Genomic DNA, 15,705 nt, shown 5'->3' with positions numbered 1-15,705 from the left:
CGCCGAGGAGGAGGGCTCCCCGCGTCGGCCCCTCCTCCTCGGTGGCGGTCCTGCGGGCGCGGGTCAACCCGCGCTGTGTTGGGGATAACGGTCGTACGAACGGCCGAGGACGGCCCCTGGAGGCGCTCGTTCCGGCGGCCCCAGTCCCCCGGCCCCGGTCCCCCGGCGGAGCCGCCGGTCGTGCCGTCAGGCCTGGGCGCCGGCGGGGACCGCGTCCGCGGCGGTGCCCAGGTCGTCCGGCGAGCCCTCGGCCCGCTCCGGCACCCGAGCCGTGACGCCCGGGGCCGGCTGCGGCTCCTCGAACGCCTCCGGCGGCGGGCACGAGCACACCAGGTTGCGGTCGCCGTACGCCTGGTCGATGCGGCGCACCGGCGCGAGGTAGCCACGCCCGCGCAACGCCGGGACCGGGAAGACGGCGACCTCCCGCGGATACGGGCGGTCCCACTCCCCCGCGAGCATCGCCAGCGTGTGCGGGGCGTTGCGCAGCGGGTTGTCGGCGCGGTCGTACTCGCCGTCGGCGACCTTGCCGATCTCGGCGCGGATGGCGACCATCGCGTCGACGAACCGGTCCAGCTCGCCCTGGTCCTCGCTCTCGGTCGGCTCGACCATCAGCGTCCCGGCCACCGGGAAGCTCATCGTCGGGGCGTGGAACCCGAAGTCGACCAGCCGCTTGGCGATGTCGTCGTTGGTGATCCCGGTCGCCTTGGTGAGCGGCCGGATGTCGAGGATGCACTCGTGGGCGACCAGCCCGTCCGCACCCGTGTACAGCACCGGGTAGTGCTCCCGCAGGCGCGCGGCCAGGTAGTTGGCCCCGAGGATGGCGTGCTCGGTGGCCCGGGTCAGCCCGTCGGGGCCCATCAGCCGCAGGTACGCCCACGAGATGGGCAGGATGCCCGCCGACCCCCACGGCGCCGCCGACACCGCCGGCCCCCGCGCCCCCGTGTCGACCAGCGGGTGGCCCGGCAGGAACGGCACCAGGTGCTCCCGGACGCCGATCGGCCCGACCCCCGGCCCGCCGCCCCCGTGCGGGATGCAGAAGGTCTTGTGCAGGTTCAGGTGGCTGACGTCGGAGCCGAACCGGCCCGGGCGGGCCAGGCCCACCATCGCGTTGAGGTTGGCGCCGTCGACGTAGACCTGGCCGCCGGCGTCGTGGACGGCCGCGCAGATGTCCTGGATCTCGGTCTCGAACACCCCGTGCGTCGACGGGTAGGTGATCATGATCGCGGCCAGCCGCTCGGCGTGCTGGTCGACCTTGGCCCGCAGGTCGCCGACGTCGACGTTGCCGGCCTCGTCGCAGGCGACCACCACGACCCGCATGCCGGCCATCACCGCGCTCGCGGCGTTCGTCCCGTGGGCCGAGGACGGGATTAGGCACACGTCGCGGTGGGCCTCGCCCCGGGAGTGGTGGTACCCGCGGATCGCCAGCAGCCCGGCGAACTCCCCTTGCGACCCGGCGTTGGGCTGCACGCTCACCGCGGCGTAGCCGGTGATCTCGGCCAGTGCCGAGCACAGCTCGTCGATCAGCTGCCGGTACCCGCGGGCCTGCTCGGCAGGGGCGAAGGGGTGCAGCTGGGCGAACTCCGGCCAGGTGATCGCGGCCATCTCCACCGCGGAGTTGAGCTTCATCGTGCACGAGCCCAGCGGGATCATCGTGCGGTCCAGCGCGAGGTCCTTGTCCGCCAGGGACCGCAGGTAGCGCAGCAGCTCGGTCTCCGAGCGGTGCGCGGTGAACACCGGGTGGGTGAGGAACGCGGTGCGGCGGCGCAGCTCGGACGGGAGGGCGTCCGCGCCGTCGTCGTCCGGCGCCGTGTCGTCGGCCGGGACGCCGAACGCCTCGGCGACCGCGCGCAGGACCGCCAGGGTCGTCGTCTCGTCGCAGGCGATGCCGACGGTGTCGGCGTCGGCCAGCCGCAGGTTGATCCGCCGCTGCGCGGCGGCGGCCACCACCTCGGCGGCGCGGCCGGGCACCCGGGCGAGCACGGTGTCGAAGAACCGGTCGTGGACGACGTCCACCCCGCCGCCGCGCAGCCACGCCGCCAGGGTCTGGGCGCTGCGGTGCACGCGGGCGGCGATCGCGGTGAGGCCCTCCGCGCCGTGGTACACCGCGTAGGTGCCGGCCATGACGGCCAGCAGCACCTGGGCGGTGCAGATGTTGCTGGTCGCCTTCTCCCGGCGGATGTGCTGCTCGCGGGTCTGCAGCGCCAGCCGGTAGGCGCGGTCGCCGTCGGCGTCCACCGACACCCCGACCAGCCGCCCGGGTAGCTGCCGGGCCAGCCCCTCCCGTACCGACAGGTAGCCGGCGTGCGGACCGCCGTAGCCCATCGGGACGCCGAACCGCTGGCTGCTGCCACAGGCGACGTCGGCACCCCACTCCCCCGGCGCCTCGAGCAGGGTCAGTGCGAGCAGGTCTGCGGCGACGACGACCGCCGCGCCGGCCTCGTGCGCGGCGGCGGCCAGCGCCCGGTGGTCGCGGACCGCTCCGCTGGCACCCGGGTAGGACAGCAGGACACCGAACGCGCCGGCCTCGGGCAGGTCCGCCGGCCACCCGGCGGACAGGTCGGTGACGTGCAGGGTGATGCCCAGCGGCTCGGCGCGGGTCCGCAGCACGGCGAGCGTCTGCGGCAGTGTGTCCTCGTCGACGACGAACACCGCGTCCGCCGTCGCCCGTCCGGCCCGGCGCACCAGCGTCATGGCCTCGGCGGCGGCGGTGGCCTCGTCGAGCATGGAGGCGCCGGCGACCGGCAGCCCGGTGAGGTCGGCGACCATCGTCTGGAAGTTGATCAGCGCCTCGAGACGGCCCTGGCTGATCTCCGGCTGGTACGGCGTGTAGGCGGTGTACCAGGCGGGGTTCTCCAGGATGGTCCGCTGGATGACCGCCGGGGTCACCGTGCCCGAGTAGCCGAGCCCGATCATCGAGGTGAAGACCTCGTTGGCCGCGGCGCGCTCCCGCAGCAGCCGCAGCACCGCCGCCTCGTCGGCCGCGGGCGGCAGGTCCAGCGGCGCCCGGTCGCGGACGACCTCCGGCACGGCGGCGTCGATCAGCGACTGCAACGTCGGGTGGCCGACGGCGGCGAGCATGGCCTCGGTCTCAGCGGGCCGCGGGCCGATGTGCCGGGCCGCGAAGGACCCCGATGGATCCAGCGCGGAGAGTGCGGGGAGGCTGCCGTCACGGGGGCTGGGGGCACGGTCCGCCATTGCCGCGACGCTACCAGCGCCCCGCCACACCCCTGTTGATCATGGGGTCGTCGTCAGCGACACGGACGGACACGCCGGAGGGTCCCCGACCGGGACACGGGGATGTGCTCAACGGAGCAGGGGACGCCACCTGGCCGCGGTGGACCGGTCGCGGGGCCCGGAGGGTCCCCGACCGGGACACGGGGGTGTGCTCAACGGAGCAGGGGACGGCACCTGGCCGCGGTGCGGTCCGGAGGACCGCGATGTCATCGCATCAGACAGCGGCGCGGCGGCGGCGGCGCATCGACAGCTCGTCGTCGGTCGGGTGCACGGTGCCGCCGTCGATGCGCTCGGCCGGCAGTTCGGCGAGCTCACCGGAGAGCTCGCGCAGGGCGCCGGAGACGGCGATCCCGAAGACGCCCTGCCCACCGGCGAGCAGGTCGACGACCTCCTCGGCGGAGGTGCACTCGTACACCGTGGCGCCGTCGGAGAAGAGCGTGACGTTGGCGAGGTCCTTGATGCCGCGGTTGCGCAGGTGGTCCACGGCCCGGCGGATGTTCTGCAGCGAGACCCCGGTGTCCAGCAGCCGCTTGACGACCTTGAGCACGAGGATGTCGCGGAAGGAGTACAGCCGCTGTGTGCCCGAGCCGGTGGCGCTGCGCACCGAGGGGGCGACGAGGCCGGTACGGGCCCAGTAGTCCAGCTGGCGGTAGGTGATGCCGGCAGCGGCACACGCCGTCGGGCCGCGGTACCCGACCAGGTCGCTGTCGACCTCGTCGTAGGACGGCGCCCCCACAGCGGCGTCGCTGAAGAGCTGACCCTGGGAGCCGTTGCTCTGGTCGCTCACGTCAGCGTCCTCCTCTGCGTCCCGCAGCGTTCGCCGCGGCGACCCCGGCGGGCGCACCGTCGTCCGTGTCACTGCACGTCCCAGGTGTCACACCGGTGTTGTTCGCCGACCGTAAGCCGGGCCCAGGGGTCGGTCAACTGAGGCGGGCGGCGTGTCGCCGCACTCATCCTTCAGGGGTATCGGCAGGTGGTGCACCGGACTTGAGCCGTTCCGGTACCGGTGTGACTGCAGTGACTGAAGGGACCGACGAGGCGACGGGCGGACGTCAGGGGGTGCCGCCGGAGCCGGAACCGGCGCCGAAGTCCTCCGGGGAGATCTGGTCGAGGAACTCGCGGAACTTCTCGACCTCGTCCTCCTGCTCGTCGGGGATCTCGATCCCGACCTCGTCGAGCAGCTCCTCGGCGCCGTAGATCGGCGCACCGGTCCGGACGGCGAGGGCGACGGCGTCCGACGGGCGGGCGCTGACCACCCGGTCGTTGCCGAAGACCAGCTCGGCGATGTAGATGCCGTCACGCATCTCGGTGATGTTGACCGCCTCGAGCGTGGCGCCGAGCGCGCGGACCACCTCGCGCAGCAGGTCGTGGGTCATCGGCCGCGCCGGCCGCACCCCCTGCTGCTCGAAGGCGATCGCGGCGGCCTCGACCGCGCCGATCCAGATCGGCAGGTACCGCTCCCCCTGCGTCTCCTTCAGCAGCAGGATCGGCTGGTTCCCGGGCAGCTCGACCCGGACCCCGACGACTCTGAGTTCCTGCACGGGAGGGCTCCCTCAGCTGCGGGCCCGCTAGGGGCGGTGGATCGGTCTGGCGGCTGGTGGACGGGTCGTGCGCCGGGCCCGGGGCAGGGGCCCGACGGCGACCACGGTACGCCGCCGTCAGGGACGCAGGAGGTCCCGGAGGCGTGCCTCGAGCAACGCGCCGTGCAGCTGTGCCGACAGCGCCACCAGCTCCTGCAGCTTCTCGGTGGCGCGGGTCCGGGCCTCCTCCGACCGCGCCCGCAGCACGGGCGCGACCAGCTGCTCGACCAGCCCGGCCTCCCGCTCGGCGCCGTTCTGGTAGACGCGCAGATGCCGCGGCTCGATCCCGTGGCGGGCGAGCCCGGCGGCCGCCCGGGCGATCGGCAGGTCGGCCGCCGGGTGCCGCCCCTCGGCGTCGGGCGCCAGCAGGCCGAACTGCACGCAGTCGGCCAACTGCCCGGGCGCCAGGCCGGCCGCCCGCGCGAACTGCTCGGGCGGCAGGCTGCCGGCGTCCGGCTCCGGGGCCGCTCCCCCCGCCGGCGCCGGCGCCGACCCGGGCAGTGGCTCGCCCCGGTCCAGCGCGTCCAGGTGCTCCTTGATGACCTTCAACGGGAGGTAGTGGTCGCGCTGGGCGGCCAGCACGTACCGCAGCCGGGCGACGTCGGCCGAGGAGAACTTCCGGTAGCCCGACGGCGTGCGCTGCGGGTGGACGAGGTCCTCGGACTCCAGGTAGCGGATCTTGCTGATCGTCACGTCGGGGAAGTCGTCGCGCAGGACGTTCAGCACCTCGCCGATGGTCAGGCGGGGGGCGTGCTGGTCGTCGGCGTCCCCGAACGCGCTCGCGCGCGAGGCCACCGCGGTCACGCTGCCGTCGGCACCGGCGACGACTCCCCGGAGCGGTGCTTCCGGGGGTTCACGCGCGAGGAGCGGGCTCGCCCGTGCGCGGACCGGTGAGGTACACGAGCCGGAACTTGCCGATCTGCACCTCGTCGCCTCCGGCCAGCGAGGCCACGTCCACCGGCTCGCGGTTGACGTAGGTGCCGTTGAGGCTGCCGACGTCGTGCACGGAGAAGCCGCCGCCCTCGCGGTGGAACTCCACGTGCCGCCGGCTGACCGTCACGTCGTCGAGGAAGATGTCGCTGTCGGGGTGGCGGCCCGCCGTCGTCACGTCCTGGTCGAGCAGGAAGCGGCTCCCGGCGTTGGGGCCGCGCTTGACGACGAGCAGCGCCGAGCCCGCGGGCAGCGACTCCACCGCACCGGCGTGGGCGTCGGTCTCGGTGACCTCGGGGGTCTCCGCGGAGTCCTCGCCACCCACCTTGGGGATGACGCTGGTGGACTCGCCGATCCGCTCCTGGGACAGCGCCGCGCCGCACTGCGCGCAGAAGCGACTGCCCTCGGGGTTGTTGTGGCCACAACGAGTGCAGTGCACGTCTGTCTCCTCCGGTGCAGGGGTGGCACCGCCGCGGGCCAGGTCGATTGGCCGCGGGCGGCCGGCGGACGACGGGCCGGACAGCCCGCCGCGGGTCGACCGCCGTGTGGGTCACGGCGGGCCGTGGGTCATGGAACCAGCGGCTGACCCGAGGGTCAACCGGACGTTCAGGGTGGGCCCGCGGTGCCTACGAGCGGTGCCGCGGGGTCCGCCCGAGGTGAGCATAGTGATCGCCGTCGAGGCTCCCGCCGGGGTCGGGCCGGGCTCACCGGCTGACCCCGCGCGCCGGTCCGCTCCCCGCTCGCCGGCGCTCGCCGCGATGCCCGGCGCCGGCGTCAGCCGGCGTCGACGAGGGCCTGGTAGGCGGCGGCGTCCAGCAGGTCCTCGGTGGGGTCCCCGGCATCGGCGGGGATGCCGATCTCCACCAGCCAGCCGGCGCCGTACGGGTCGGCGTTGATGGTCTCGGGCGCGTCGGTGAGGGCCTCGTTGACCGCGGTCACCACCCCGGTCACCGGCGAGTAGACGTCCGACACCGACTTGGTCGACTCCACCTCACCGATCGGGTTGCCCGGGGCGACCTCCGCGCCGACCTCCGGCAGCTGCACGAAGACGATGTCGCCGAGCGCGTCCTGCGCGTGGTCGGTGATGCCCACCCGGACGACGGCCGCCTCGCCCCCGCCCTGCAGCTGGGCCCACTCGTGCTGGTCGGTGTAGCGGCGGTCGTCGGGTGTGGCCATGCGGCGTCGTCTCCAGTCGCGGATCGGGGAAGGACGGGGCGTCAGTCGTCGCCGTCGTCCGGCGCAGCGTATTCAGGCGTGTCCAGCGGTCGCAACGCGTCGACGACGACCCGGTCGGACTGCACGATCTCCACGCTGCCGCCCTGGCGGCCGACCCGGTCGACGACCCCGCCGGGGATGTTCATCGCCGTCTGCAGGTCCTGCGGGGAGCCGATGACCACGATCTCGTAGGGGCTGCTCACCTCCCGGCCGTCGACCCGCAGCCGCCCGGGTTCGCCGGTGACGGCGGTGGAGACGCCGATCCGGACGCCGTCGATCTGCATCGTCTCCGCGCCGGCGCCGCGCAGCTCCTGGACGGCGTCGAGGAGGTCGGCGACGCGGACCTCCCCCTCCGGGTCGCGGATGGTCATGACCAGGCCCGGGCCCTGGGCGGCGACGGTGCCGTTGAGGATGCCCAGCGCCTCCGCGCGGTCGCGGGCCTCCTGCAGGGCCGCCTCGGACCGGCTGTCGGTGTTGGTCAGCTCCCGCAGGGCGGCCCGCTGGTCGGCGATCTGGGCGCGCAGCCGGTCCTCGCTGTCGTTGAGCTCGTCGAGGATGCGCACGAGGTCCTCCTCGCGGGCGCCGGCGAGGTCCTCGTCGGTGCCGGTGTTGCGGACCTGGACGGCGAAGGCGAACCCGAGCAGCAGCGTCAGCACCGTGATGAGCAGCGCGGCCAGGGGGTCGCGCCGCCGGCGGCGGGCGGGCGCGGCCGCCCCCGCCGGGGCGTCCGCGGCGGGGGCCGCCGGGTCCCGCGGAGCGGGCTCCTCGGGGTGCTCGTCGGCCGGCGGCGCCCCCGGCACCGGCTCTGCCGGCGGCCCGGCGACCGCCGCACCGGGGTACGCCGCCCCACCGGCGGGCCGCGGCGTGTCGGGGCCAGGCGTGTCGGGGCCAGGCGTGTCGGGGCCGGGCGCGTCTTCGGGGTCGGGACCGGCCGGCGGCCGCACCGCGTCGTCGCGCGGCGGCTCGGGGCCGTCCGCCGGGTCCGCTCCGCGGCCGGGTCCCCGCCGCTGGTCGGCGCTCATGCCCGGAACAGGTGCCGCCGGATGGCCGCGGCGTTGCCGAAGATGCGGATGCCCAGCACGACCACGACGGCGGTGGACAGCTGCGCGCCGACGCCGAGCTGGTCGCCGAGGAACACGATCAGCGCGGCCACCACGACGTTGGAGACGAAGGAGATGACGAACACCTTCGCGTCGAAGATGCCGTCGAAGCGGGCGCGGACGCCGCCGAAGACGGCGTCCAGCGCGGCGACGACGGCGATCGGCAGGTAGGGCTGCAGCCACAGCGGGACGGTCGGGTCGAAGACGAGGCCGAGGACCACGCCGACCGCGAGACCGAGGACGGGGATCACGGCTCAGCCCCCCGGCGAGGGGTCGGCCGCGGGAGCGGCGGGCTCCTCGGACACCGGGACGGCGGATCGGAGCTCCATGGAACTCCCGGCGGGCAGGGACAGCTCGTCCTCCTGGGCGAAGTCGAAACGCAGTCCGAAGGACGCGGAGTAGTTGGCGAGCGCGACGACCTGGGGGTTGGCCAGGAACCGTGTCCGGAGGGTGTCCGGGTTCCCGATGGCGCTGACCAGGTAGGGGTTGGCGACCGGCCGGAAGTCGACCAGCACGGCCTCGCCGGCGAACCGGATGGCGGTGGTGGGCCCGAGTCGGCGGCCGTTGATGCTGACCGCCTCGGCGCCGGCCGCCCACAGGGCGTTGACCACCACCTGCAGGTCGCCGTCCATCACCTGGCCGCGGGGGTCCTCCTCGTCGCCCCCGCCGACCGGGTCGGAGTCGGCGTCGGGCTCGGCGTCGGCCAGGGTGACCAGCAGCCCCGGGCCGGTGACCGGCTCGAGGGCACCGGCCACCTCGGCTGCGTCGAGTTCGTCGAGGGCCCGCTGGCCGACCGCGGTGGCGGCCAGCGCGTCGGCCCGGGCGGCGCTCACGTCCAGGCGCAGCTGCCGGAGCTCGGCCCCCAGGGCGTCGGTGAGGTCGGACTCCTCGCCGATGTCAGCGACCAGCGCCTCGCGCACCTCCTCGCGGCCCTGCGCGCCGGCGGCGGCGGCGTCGTAGGTCACCGCGGCCAGCACCCCGGTGACGGCCATGACCAGCGCGACCGCGCCCTGCCCCCAGCGCCGGCGGGCCGATGCGCGCTCCTCCCCTGCCGCGGCGCGCGCCTCGCGGGCGTCGGCCGCCTGCCGGTAGGCGGGGTCGAGGGTCTCGGCCAGCACCTGGTCCAGCAGTGAGGCGCCCAGCGAGCGCGGCCCCCCGCCGCGCTGCAGGGTGGACGTCACGGGGCGGCTCCGGCGCGCTCGGCGCGCACGATGCCCACCACCTGGATGACGTAGAAGACACCGGCGAGGACGTAGAGCACCCCGCCCCAGATCGTCAGCGCCCAGGCCAGCGGCTGGGCCACCGCGGCGACCGGGCCGCCGCCGCCGGCGAGCAGGAGCAGGGGGAAGGCGTACAGCAGGATGAACGTGGCCGCCTTGCCCAGGTAGTGCACCTGCAGCGGCGGGTACCCGTACCGGCGCAGCACCAGCAGCATGACCCCGAGCACCAGCTCGCGGCCCAGCAGCACGGCCACCACCCACAGCGGGACGACGTCGCGCAGGACGAACGCGACGAGGGTGGCGACGATGTAGAGGCGGTCGGCGGCCGGGTCGAGCAGCGCGCCGAGCCTGCTCGACTGCCCCATGGCGCGGGCGATCTTGCCGTCGGCCCAGTCGGTGAACCCCGACACCGCCAGGACGACCACCGCCCAGCCGTCGGCCTCGGGGCCCAGCAGCAGCCACAGGAACAGCGGCACGCCGAGCAGCCGCAGCACCGACAGGGCGTTGGGGACCGTCCAGACGCGGTCGGGCAGCTCGTTGCGGTCGGAGACGACCGGCTGGTCGGGCGGCTGCCCTCCGGCGGGCGGGGCCGGGGCAGCCGCCGACGGACCGTTGGACGACGTCACGAAACCTCCAGCCCGCTGCACACCATCCCCGAGGCTAGTGTCCCGCGCCGACACTCCCCCGGGCGGCGCACCGGGAGGCCCGTGACCCGGGCCCTCAGCGCCCCCCGGAGCGTCCGGGCGGTGCGGGGGGCGGGCAGCCCCCCTGCGGGGGCCCACCGCGGGGTCCTCCCACGGTGGGCGGCAGGGGGCCCTCTCTCACGCGGGCACGGCGGTCAGCGACGCCGGCGCCGGCTCGTACCCCAGCGGCCGGCGGGTGAAGCTGCCGGTGCCGTGGGAGACCGAGCGCAGCGCCCCGGCGTAGGTGAGCAGCTCCATCTCGGGCACCTCCGCGCGCACCGTCGTCCGGTCGCGGTCGGGGTCGGCGTCGCTGCCGGTGACCCGCGCGCGCCGTGCCGACAGGTCGCTCATCACCGCGCCGACGTACTCGGCCGGGACCGCGACCTCGACCTCGCACCACGGCTCCAGCACGCGGGTGCCGGCTGCGGCGACCGCCTCCCGCAGGGCGAGCGCACCGGCGGACTGGAACGCGGCGTCGGAGGAGTCGACCGAGTGGGCCTTGCCGTCGACGAGCGTGACGTGCACGTCGACGATCGGGCGGTCACCGGAGACCCCCCGCTCGGCCTGGGCGCGGATGCCCTTCTCGACGCTGCCGTGGAACTGGCTGGGCACCGTGCCGCCGACGATCCGCTGCTGGAAGACGATGCCGGACCCCGGGGGTCCCGGCTCGGCCTCGACGACCACGATCGCGTACTGCCCGTGCCCGCCGGACTGCTTGACGTGCCGGCCGGTCACCCGGGCCGGGCCGGCCAGGGTCTCGACCATGGGCACCCGCACCGGCACCGTCGTCACCGAGACGCCGTGGCGGACGCGCAGCCGCTCCAGCAGCACCTCGGCGTGGGCCTCGCCGACGCACCACAGCAGCAGCTGGCCGGTGTCCGGGCGGCGCTCCAGCCGCACCGTGGGGTCCTCGGCGACCAGCCGGGTCAGCGCGGTGGCCAGCCGGTCCTCGTCGGAGCGGGAGGCCGCCTCCAGCGCCACCGGCAGCTGCGGGGTCGGGAGGTCCCACGGCGGGACCAGGCGCGGGTCGTCCGGCGCGGAGAGGGTGTCACCGGTCTCGGCGGAGGTGAGGCGGGCGACCGCGCAGACGTCGCCGGCCGGGCAGGCGGCCACCGGCCGCAGCGAGGACCCCAGCGGCGAGGACACCCCGCCGATGCGCTCGTCGACGTCGTGGTCGGGGTGCCCGCGGTCGGCCATGCCGTGCCCGGAGACGTGGACGGCGGCGTCCGGGCGCAGGGTGCCGGAGAAGACCCGCACCAGCGAGACCCGGCCCAGGTACGGGTCGGTGGTCGTCTTGACCACCTCGGCGACCAGCGGGCCGTCGGGGTCGCAGGTCAGCGCCGGCGCCGGGGAACCGTCGGGCCGGGTGGCCGGCGGGCAGCCGTGCTCCATGGGGCACGGGAAGCCGTTGACGAGGAGGTGGAGCAGCGCGTCGATGCCGATGCCCGACAGCGGCGCTGCACAGAGCACGGGGTGGAAGTGGCCGCGGGCGACCGCGGTCTCCAGGTCGCTCATCAGGTCGGCCTGGACCAGTTCGTCACCGGCGAGGTAGCGCTCCATCAGCGCCTCGTCCTCGCTCTCGCCGATGATGCCCTCGATCAGCTCGCTGCGGAGCCGGTCGGCGTCGGGGGCCTGAGCGCCGGGCTGGAGCAGCGAGACCAGCCCCGTGACGGCGCCGTCCGGGCCGCGCTCGACGAGGTGGACGGGGTAGACGCCCTCGCCCAGCACGGTCTGGCACAGCCGGACGGTCTCCTCGACGTCGGCCCGGGCGCGGTCCAGCTGGGTGATGACCACCGCGCGCGGCATGCCCACCGCCGCGCACTCCTCCCACAGCTGCACGGTGCCGGCATCGACGCCGCCCACCGCGGAGACGACGAAGAGCGCGGCGTCGGCCGCGCGCAGCCCCGCACGCAGCTCGCCGACGAAGTCCGGCGAGCCGGGGGTGTCGAGCAGGGTGATGCGGTGGTCGGCGTGCTCGACGGTGGCCACGCCGAGGGAGACCGACCGCTGCTGGCGGACCTCCACCTCCTCGTTGTCCAGGCAGGTGGTGCCGTCCTCGACCCGGCCGGCCCGGGGCAGCGCGCCGGTGGCGACGAGCAGCGCCTCGGCGAGGGTGGTCTTGCCTGCTCCGGCGTGGCCGACGAGGGCCACGTTGCGCACTTTGCTGGCCGGTCGGGGGGCCGGCGCGGTCCCGGTGTCCTTCGCCACCGGTCAGCCGTTCGCCGGCTCGGGGACGACGGCGCACGACCCCGCTGCCGGGTGGAAGACCCCGGTGTGCCCGTCGGGGTCCCACTGGACGACGTAGGGCGGTCCGCCGCCCTGGCCGCGTACCTCGACCACCCTGCCGGTGCGTTCCGGCTCTCCCTGGTGGGTGGAGTGGACGACGATCTTGTCCCCGACTCGTGCTTCCACGGCGGCCTCCCGGCGTGTCCCGGTCTGTGGTGTGGGTCACAGCCTGCCCGCAGGGCGGAGGGCGATCAAGGGCCCCCCGCCACGGAGGCGGGCCGGACTCAGCCGGTGGGCGGCACCACGCGGTCCAGCCAGCCGAGCAGGTCGGCCACGACCTCGTCCCGGTTGGTCTCGTTGAAGACCTCGTGGCGGGCGCCCTCGTAGACCCGCAGCGTCACGTCGGTCAGGCCGGCGTCGCCCAGCCGCTGCACGAGCCCGTGCACGAGGGCGAGCGCGCCGTTGACCGGGTCCTGGTCGCCGACCGCGACGTACACCGGCAGGTCGGCGCGCACGCCGCCCACCCGCCGCGGGTCGGCCAGCTGCCGCGCCGAGACGAACATCTGCCGGCCGTCCTCCCGGGACAGGCCGAAGCCGCACCGCGGGTCGGCCACGTAGGCATCGACCTGGGCCTCGTCCCGCGACAGCCAGTCGTAGTCGGTGCGGGCCGGCTCGAACGCCGCGTTGAACGCCGACAGGTCCAGCGGCTGGTCGAGGTCCAGCGCCGGCTCCAGCAGGTCGAGGGCCGCCGTCCCGGTGAGGACCAGGCCGGCGAGCTCGTCGCCGTGGTCGAGCACGTACTGCTGCGCGGCGAAGGAGCCCATGCTGTGGCCGAGCAGGACCAGCGGCAGCCCCGGCAGGTCGGCGCGGACGCGGTCGGAGACCCGGCCGATGTCGCGGACCAGTTCGTCCCAGCCGCCCGGGCCCAGCTCGCCCCACCGGCCGTCGCGCGCCGTGGCGCCGTGCCCTCGGTGGTCCTGCCCGACGACGACGAAGCCGGCCGCGGTGAGCTGCGCGGCCAGCGGCCCGTAGCGCAGCAGGTGCTCCCCCATCCCGTGGGTGAGCTGCACGACGCCCCGGGGCGGGCCGGCGGGGTCCCAGCGGTAGGCGGTGACGGGGACGTCGTGGGCCGAGGGGATCTCCAGTTCCTGGGGTGGCATGGGCGGAGGCTACGGCGGGACGGCGGCTCCGTCCCGCCGGGAACGGCCCCTCCCCCGCCGGACCCGGCGGAGCGGCGCCACCCGTGGGGGGCGCCGCTCCGCGTCGGTTCCGCGGGTCAGTCGGCGGAGCCGCCCTCGGGCCGCGGGCCGCCGCCGCGGTGCCCCAGGTCGGTGCTGTCCACCCGCTCGCTGATCCGCTCGGCCAGGCCGGCCAGCCGCTCGTCGGCCTGCTCCTGGGTGAGCCGGCCGTCGGTGACCGCGTCGGCGATGCGCTGCTCGGCGGCGTCGGTGAGGGCGGTGACGAGGTCGACACCCTGGTCCTCGGCGACCGTGGCGAGGGTGGCGCCGTCGGCCGCCAGCGCGGCGCGCAGCTCGTCCTCGGTCATCCGCAGGGTCGCAGCGGCCGCGGACAGGTCCAGCCGCCCGCCGCCGTGACCGCCGTGGCCGCCGATGCCGGCCTCGCTGAGCGTGCCGGCCACCTCGTCGGCCTGCTCCTCGGTGATCGAGCCGTCGGAGACCAGGCCGGACAGCGCGCCCCGGATCCGGTCCACCACGGACGACGTCGCCGTCCCGGTGCCGTCGGTGCGGCCAGCGCGGGCACGGCCACGGCCAGGCCGGACAGGGCCAGGACGCCGGCCGTGGTGGTGATGATGACGAGCTTCCTGCGCACGGGGATCCCCTCGGTCGGGGGCCGGTCTCCCCGGCCGTCGACCCAACGTCGGAGGCGCCCCTGTGCCGGGCCTGTGACCGGGCCGGGTCGTCGCTGTGGGACCGCGGACGGCGCAGCGGCGCCGGACCACGGCTCGTCAGCGGACGCGCTGCTCCTCGGCGTCAGTTGACGCGCTGCTCCTCGGCGTCAGTTGACGCGCTGCTCCTCGGCGTCAGCGGACGCGCTGCTCCTCGGCGTCGACGGCGGCGGTGTGCCCGGCGATGAGCTCGGTGAGCGGCCCGACCACCGCCGCCGGCAGCGCGTGGCCCATCCCGGGGACGGTCGCCAGCGTGGCCGAGCCGATGAGGCCGGCCAGGTGCGGGGCGTGCGGCGGCGGGTTGATCGGGTCCTCCGGCGCCTCGACCACCAGCGTGGGCACCCGGACGGCGGCCAGCTCCGGTCCCCTGTCGAGGCCCGACTGGTCGGCGAGCGCGTGGGCGACCGGGCCGCGCGGTGTGCCGCTGTGCGCGATCACCCGCTGCTCCAGGGCGCGGAACTCGGCCGGGTCGAACGGCACGCCGTGGCCGTTCAGCAGCCGCCAGTGCTCCACCCGCCAGTCGAGTTCGGCCTCGACGTCGCGCTCCTCCCCCATCGTCTGCCAGTAGGCGAGCAGCTCCGGGGCCGGGCCGGGCAGGTCGCTGTCCCCGGCCAGGCCGGTGCCGAGCGCCGACGTGCAGAGGACGGTGGCGCTGCGCAGCCGGTCGGGGGCGTTGATGAGCAGCAGCTGCACGAGGATGCCGCCCATCGACATGCCGACGGCGTGCGCCCGGTCGATGCCCAGCGCGTCGAGCATCCGGACGGCGTCGGAGGCGAGGTCCCGGACCGCGTACGGGTGCTCGTCGAAGGCCCACGTGGAGCGGCCGGTGTCGCGGTGGTCGTAGCGCACCACCCGGTGCTGCCGGGCCAGCCCGTCGACCAGCGCCTCGGGCCAGACCAGGCCGCTGGCGTTGGCGCCCATGACCAGCAGCAGCGGCGTCCTGGCCGGGTCGCCGCGCTCCTCGACCCACAGCTCGACGCCCTCGTCGACGGGCACCCGGCGCTCCACGGGGCCACCCTCGTCCCCGGGTGGGCGCCCCGTCGACCGGTTTGCGGCGCCGGGGCCATGCTGGGTCCATGACCAGCAGCGACCACGTGGCCGGCCGGGAGCAGGAGACCGCGCGGGCACACGCTGTCCCCCGCGCCGATGCCGACGGCCCGCCGCCGTGGGTGGCGGTCTGCGGCACGCCGGTCGCCGTCGTGCAGGGCAGCTGGAGCGGGCGGCGCGGCGTGGGCTCCGACGACGTGTGCCCGCGGTGCCGGGAGCAGGCGCCGGCCTGAGCCGGCGCCGGCCTGAGCCGGCGCCGGCCGCCGGCTCAGTCCTCGACGCGGAAACCGATCTTCAGCCGCACCTGGAAGTGGGCGACGTCGCCGTCGACGACGTGGCCGCGGATCTCCTGGGTCTCGAACCACTCGATGTTCCGCACGGTCCCGGACGCCTTCCGGATGGCCGTGCGGATCGCGTCGTCGACGCTGGTCGTGCTGCTGCCGACGATCTCGCTGAGGCGGTACACGTGCTGGGTCACGGGGGTCTCCTCCGCTCCGGTCCGGGTGGGTACCCGGGCGACGCCGGTCATCATGGCCGGGCCGGCCGTGCCCGCGCGCCTCGTGA

General features: G+C 75.5%; 17 protein-coding genes. 1 reads left to right on the top strand and 16 read right to left on the bottom strand.

Annotated elements, in window-relative coordinates; translation table 11 throughout:
- Nucleotides 1-186: 186 nt before the first annotated feature.
- From gcvP to CRP39_RS10960, 15 genes are all read right to left on the bottom strand, one after another.
- On the bottom strand, nucleotides 187-3,195 hold the full coding sequence (gene gcvP, locus CRP39_RS11030) for an aminomethyl-transferring glycine dehydrogenase (RefSeq protein WP_097206441.1): 3,009 nt from the start codon (nucleotides 3,193-3,195) through the stop codon (nucleotides 187-189).
- 253 nt (nucleotides 3,196-3,448) lie between these two features.
- Nucleotides 3,449-4,021: a MerR family transcriptional regulator gene (locus tag CRP39_RS11025; RefSeq protein WP_097206440.1), complete on the bottom strand. Its 573-nt coding sequence runs from the start codon at nucleotides 4,019-4,021 to the stop codon at nucleotides 3,449-3,451.
- 265 nt (nucleotides 4,022-4,286) lie between these two features.
- Complete coding sequence (locus CRP39_RS11020) at nucleotides 4,287-4,775, bottom strand: bifunctional nuclease family protein (RefSeq protein ID WP_097206439.1); 489 nt, start codon at nucleotides 4,773-4,775, stop codon at nucleotides 4,287-4,289.
- 117 nt (nucleotides 4,776-4,892) lie between these two features.
- Entirely contained in the window at nucleotides 4,893-5,609 is a 717-nt protein-coding gene (gene ftsR / locus CRP39_RS11015; protein ID WP_245853780.1) for a transcriptional regulator FtsR, read from the bottom strand.
- Between the two features lie 58 nt (nucleotides 5,610-5,667).
- Nucleotides 5,668-6,183 (bottom strand): oxoglutarate dehydrogenase inhibitor Odhl, encoded by a 516-nt coding sequence (odhI, locus tag CRP39_RS11010; protein WP_097206437.1) that lies wholly within the window; start codon nucleotides 6,181-6,183, stop codon nucleotides 5,668-5,670.
- Between the two features lie 335 nt (nucleotides 6,184-6,518).
- Nucleotides 6,519-6,920 (bottom strand): glycine cleavage system protein GcvH, encoded by a 402-nt coding sequence (gcvH, locus tag CRP39_RS11005; protein WP_097206436.1) that lies wholly within the window; start codon nucleotides 6,918-6,920, stop codon nucleotides 6,519-6,521.
- Nucleotides 6,921-6,961: 41 nt separating this feature from the next.
- The gene (locus CRP39_RS11000) at nucleotides 6,962-7,981 is read right to left on the bottom strand and encodes a DUF881 domain-containing protein (RefSeq protein WP_097206435.1); all 1,020 of its coding nucleotides are present in this window, start codon (nucleotides 7,979-7,981) and stop codon (nucleotides 6,962-6,964) included.
- Entirely contained in the window at nucleotides 7,978-8,310 is a 333-nt protein-coding gene (locus CRP39_RS10995; protein WP_097206434.1) for a small basic family protein, read from the bottom strand. The genes CRP39_RS11000 and CRP39_RS10995 overlap by 4 nt, the downstream gene beginning before the upstream one ends.
- 3 nt (nucleotides 8,311-8,313) lie before the next feature.
- Nucleotides 8,314-9,240 carry a DUF881 domain-containing protein gene (locus tag CRP39_RS10990; RefSeq protein WP_097206433.1) on the bottom strand — a complete coding sequence of 309 codons (927 nt, stop codon included), beginning with the start codon at nucleotides 9,238-9,240 and terminating at the stop codon, nucleotides 8,314-8,316.
- Nucleotides 9,237-9,905 (bottom strand): cardiolipin synthase ClsA, encoded by a 669-nt coding sequence (gene clsA / locus CRP39_RS10985; RefSeq protein ID WP_097206432.1) that lies wholly within the window; start codon nucleotides 9,903-9,905, stop codon nucleotides 9,237-9,239. Before clsA ends, CRP39_RS10990 begins: the two co-directional genes overlap by 4 nt.
- Before the next feature lie 195 nt (nucleotides 9,906-10,100).
- Nucleotides 10,101-12,170 carry an elongation factor G-like protein EF-G2 gene (locus CRP39_RS10980; RefSeq protein WP_097206431.1) on the bottom strand — a complete coding sequence of 690 codons (2,070 nt, stop codon included), beginning with the start codon at nucleotides 12,168-12,170 and terminating at the stop codon, nucleotides 10,101-10,103.
- Nucleotides 12,171-12,173: 3 nt separating this feature from the next.
- Nucleotides 12,174-12,374 (bottom strand): DUF1918 domain-containing protein, encoded by a 201-nt coding sequence (locus tag CRP39_RS10975; RefSeq protein WP_097206430.1) that lies wholly within the window; start codon nucleotides 12,372-12,374, stop codon nucleotides 12,174-12,176.
- A 98-nt stretch (nucleotides 12,375-12,472) separates the two neighbouring features.
- On the bottom strand, nucleotides 12,473-13,348 hold the full coding sequence (locus tag CRP39_RS10970) for an alpha/beta fold hydrolase (protein WP_097206429.1): 876 nt from the start codon (nucleotides 13,346-13,348) through the stop codon (nucleotides 12,473-12,475).
- 116 nt (nucleotides 13,349-13,464) lie between these two features.
- The gene (locus CRP39_RS10965; protein WP_097206428.1) at nucleotides 13,465-13,899 is read right to left on the bottom strand and encodes a hypothetical protein; all 435 of its coding nucleotides are present in this window, start codon (nucleotides 13,897-13,899) and stop codon (nucleotides 13,465-13,467) included.
- Nucleotides 13,900-14,229: 330 nt separating this feature from the next.
- Entirely contained in the window at nucleotides 14,230-15,090 is an 861-nt protein-coding gene (locus CRP39_RS10960) for an alpha/beta fold hydrolase (protein ID WP_216359696.1), read from the bottom strand.
- An 80-nt stretch (nucleotides 15,091-15,170) separates the two neighbouring features.
- Here CRP39_RS10960 and CRP39_RS10955 point away from each other — a divergent pair, with 80 nt between their 5' ends.
- Nucleotides 15,171-15,374 (top strand): hypothetical protein, encoded by a 204-nt coding sequence (locus tag CRP39_RS10955; protein ID WP_097206426.1) that lies wholly within the window; start codon nucleotides 15,171-15,173, stop codon nucleotides 15,372-15,374.
- Nucleotides 15,375-15,409: 35 nt separating this feature from the next.
- Here the strand turns inward: CRP39_RS10955 and CRP39_RS10950 are convergent, their stop codons facing one another.
- A complete protein-coding gene (locus CRP39_RS10950; RefSeq protein ID WP_097206425.1) occupies nucleotides 15,410-15,619 on the bottom strand; it encodes a dodecin in 210 nt (69 codons plus the stop codon).
- Nucleotides 15,620-15,705: the final 86 nt, after the last annotated feature.

Source organism: Geodermatophilus sabuli (assembly GCF_900215145.1).
Lineage (GTDB): Bacteria > Actinomycetota > Actinomycetes > Mycobacteriales > Geodermatophilaceae > Geodermatophilus > Geodermatophilus sabuli.
This window is presented reverse-complemented; position numbering and strand designations above follow the sequence as displayed.

Excerpts from the sequence above, each read along its gene's own strand:
- gcvP (WP_097206441.1), bottom strand. The coding sequence starts at position 3,195 with ATGGCGGACCGTGCCCCCAGCCCCCGTGACGGCAGCCTCCCCGCACTC.
- gcvH (WP_097206436.1), bottom strand. The coding sequence starts at position 6,920 with ATGGCCACACCCGACGACCGCCGCTACACCGACCAGCACGAGTGGGCC.
- CRP39_RS11000 (WP_097206435.1), bottom strand. The coding sequence starts at position 7,981 with ATGAGCGCCGACCAGCGGCGGGGACCCGGCCGCGGAGCGGACCCGGCG.
- CRP39_RS10970 (WP_097206429.1), bottom strand. The coding sequence starts at position 13,348 with ATGCCACCCCAGGAACTGGAGATCCCCTCGGCCCACGACGTCCCCGTC.
- CRP39_RS10955 (WP_097206426.1), top strand. The coding sequence starts at position 15,171 with ATGACCAGCAGCGACCACGTGGCCGGCCGGGAGCAGGAGACCGCGCGG.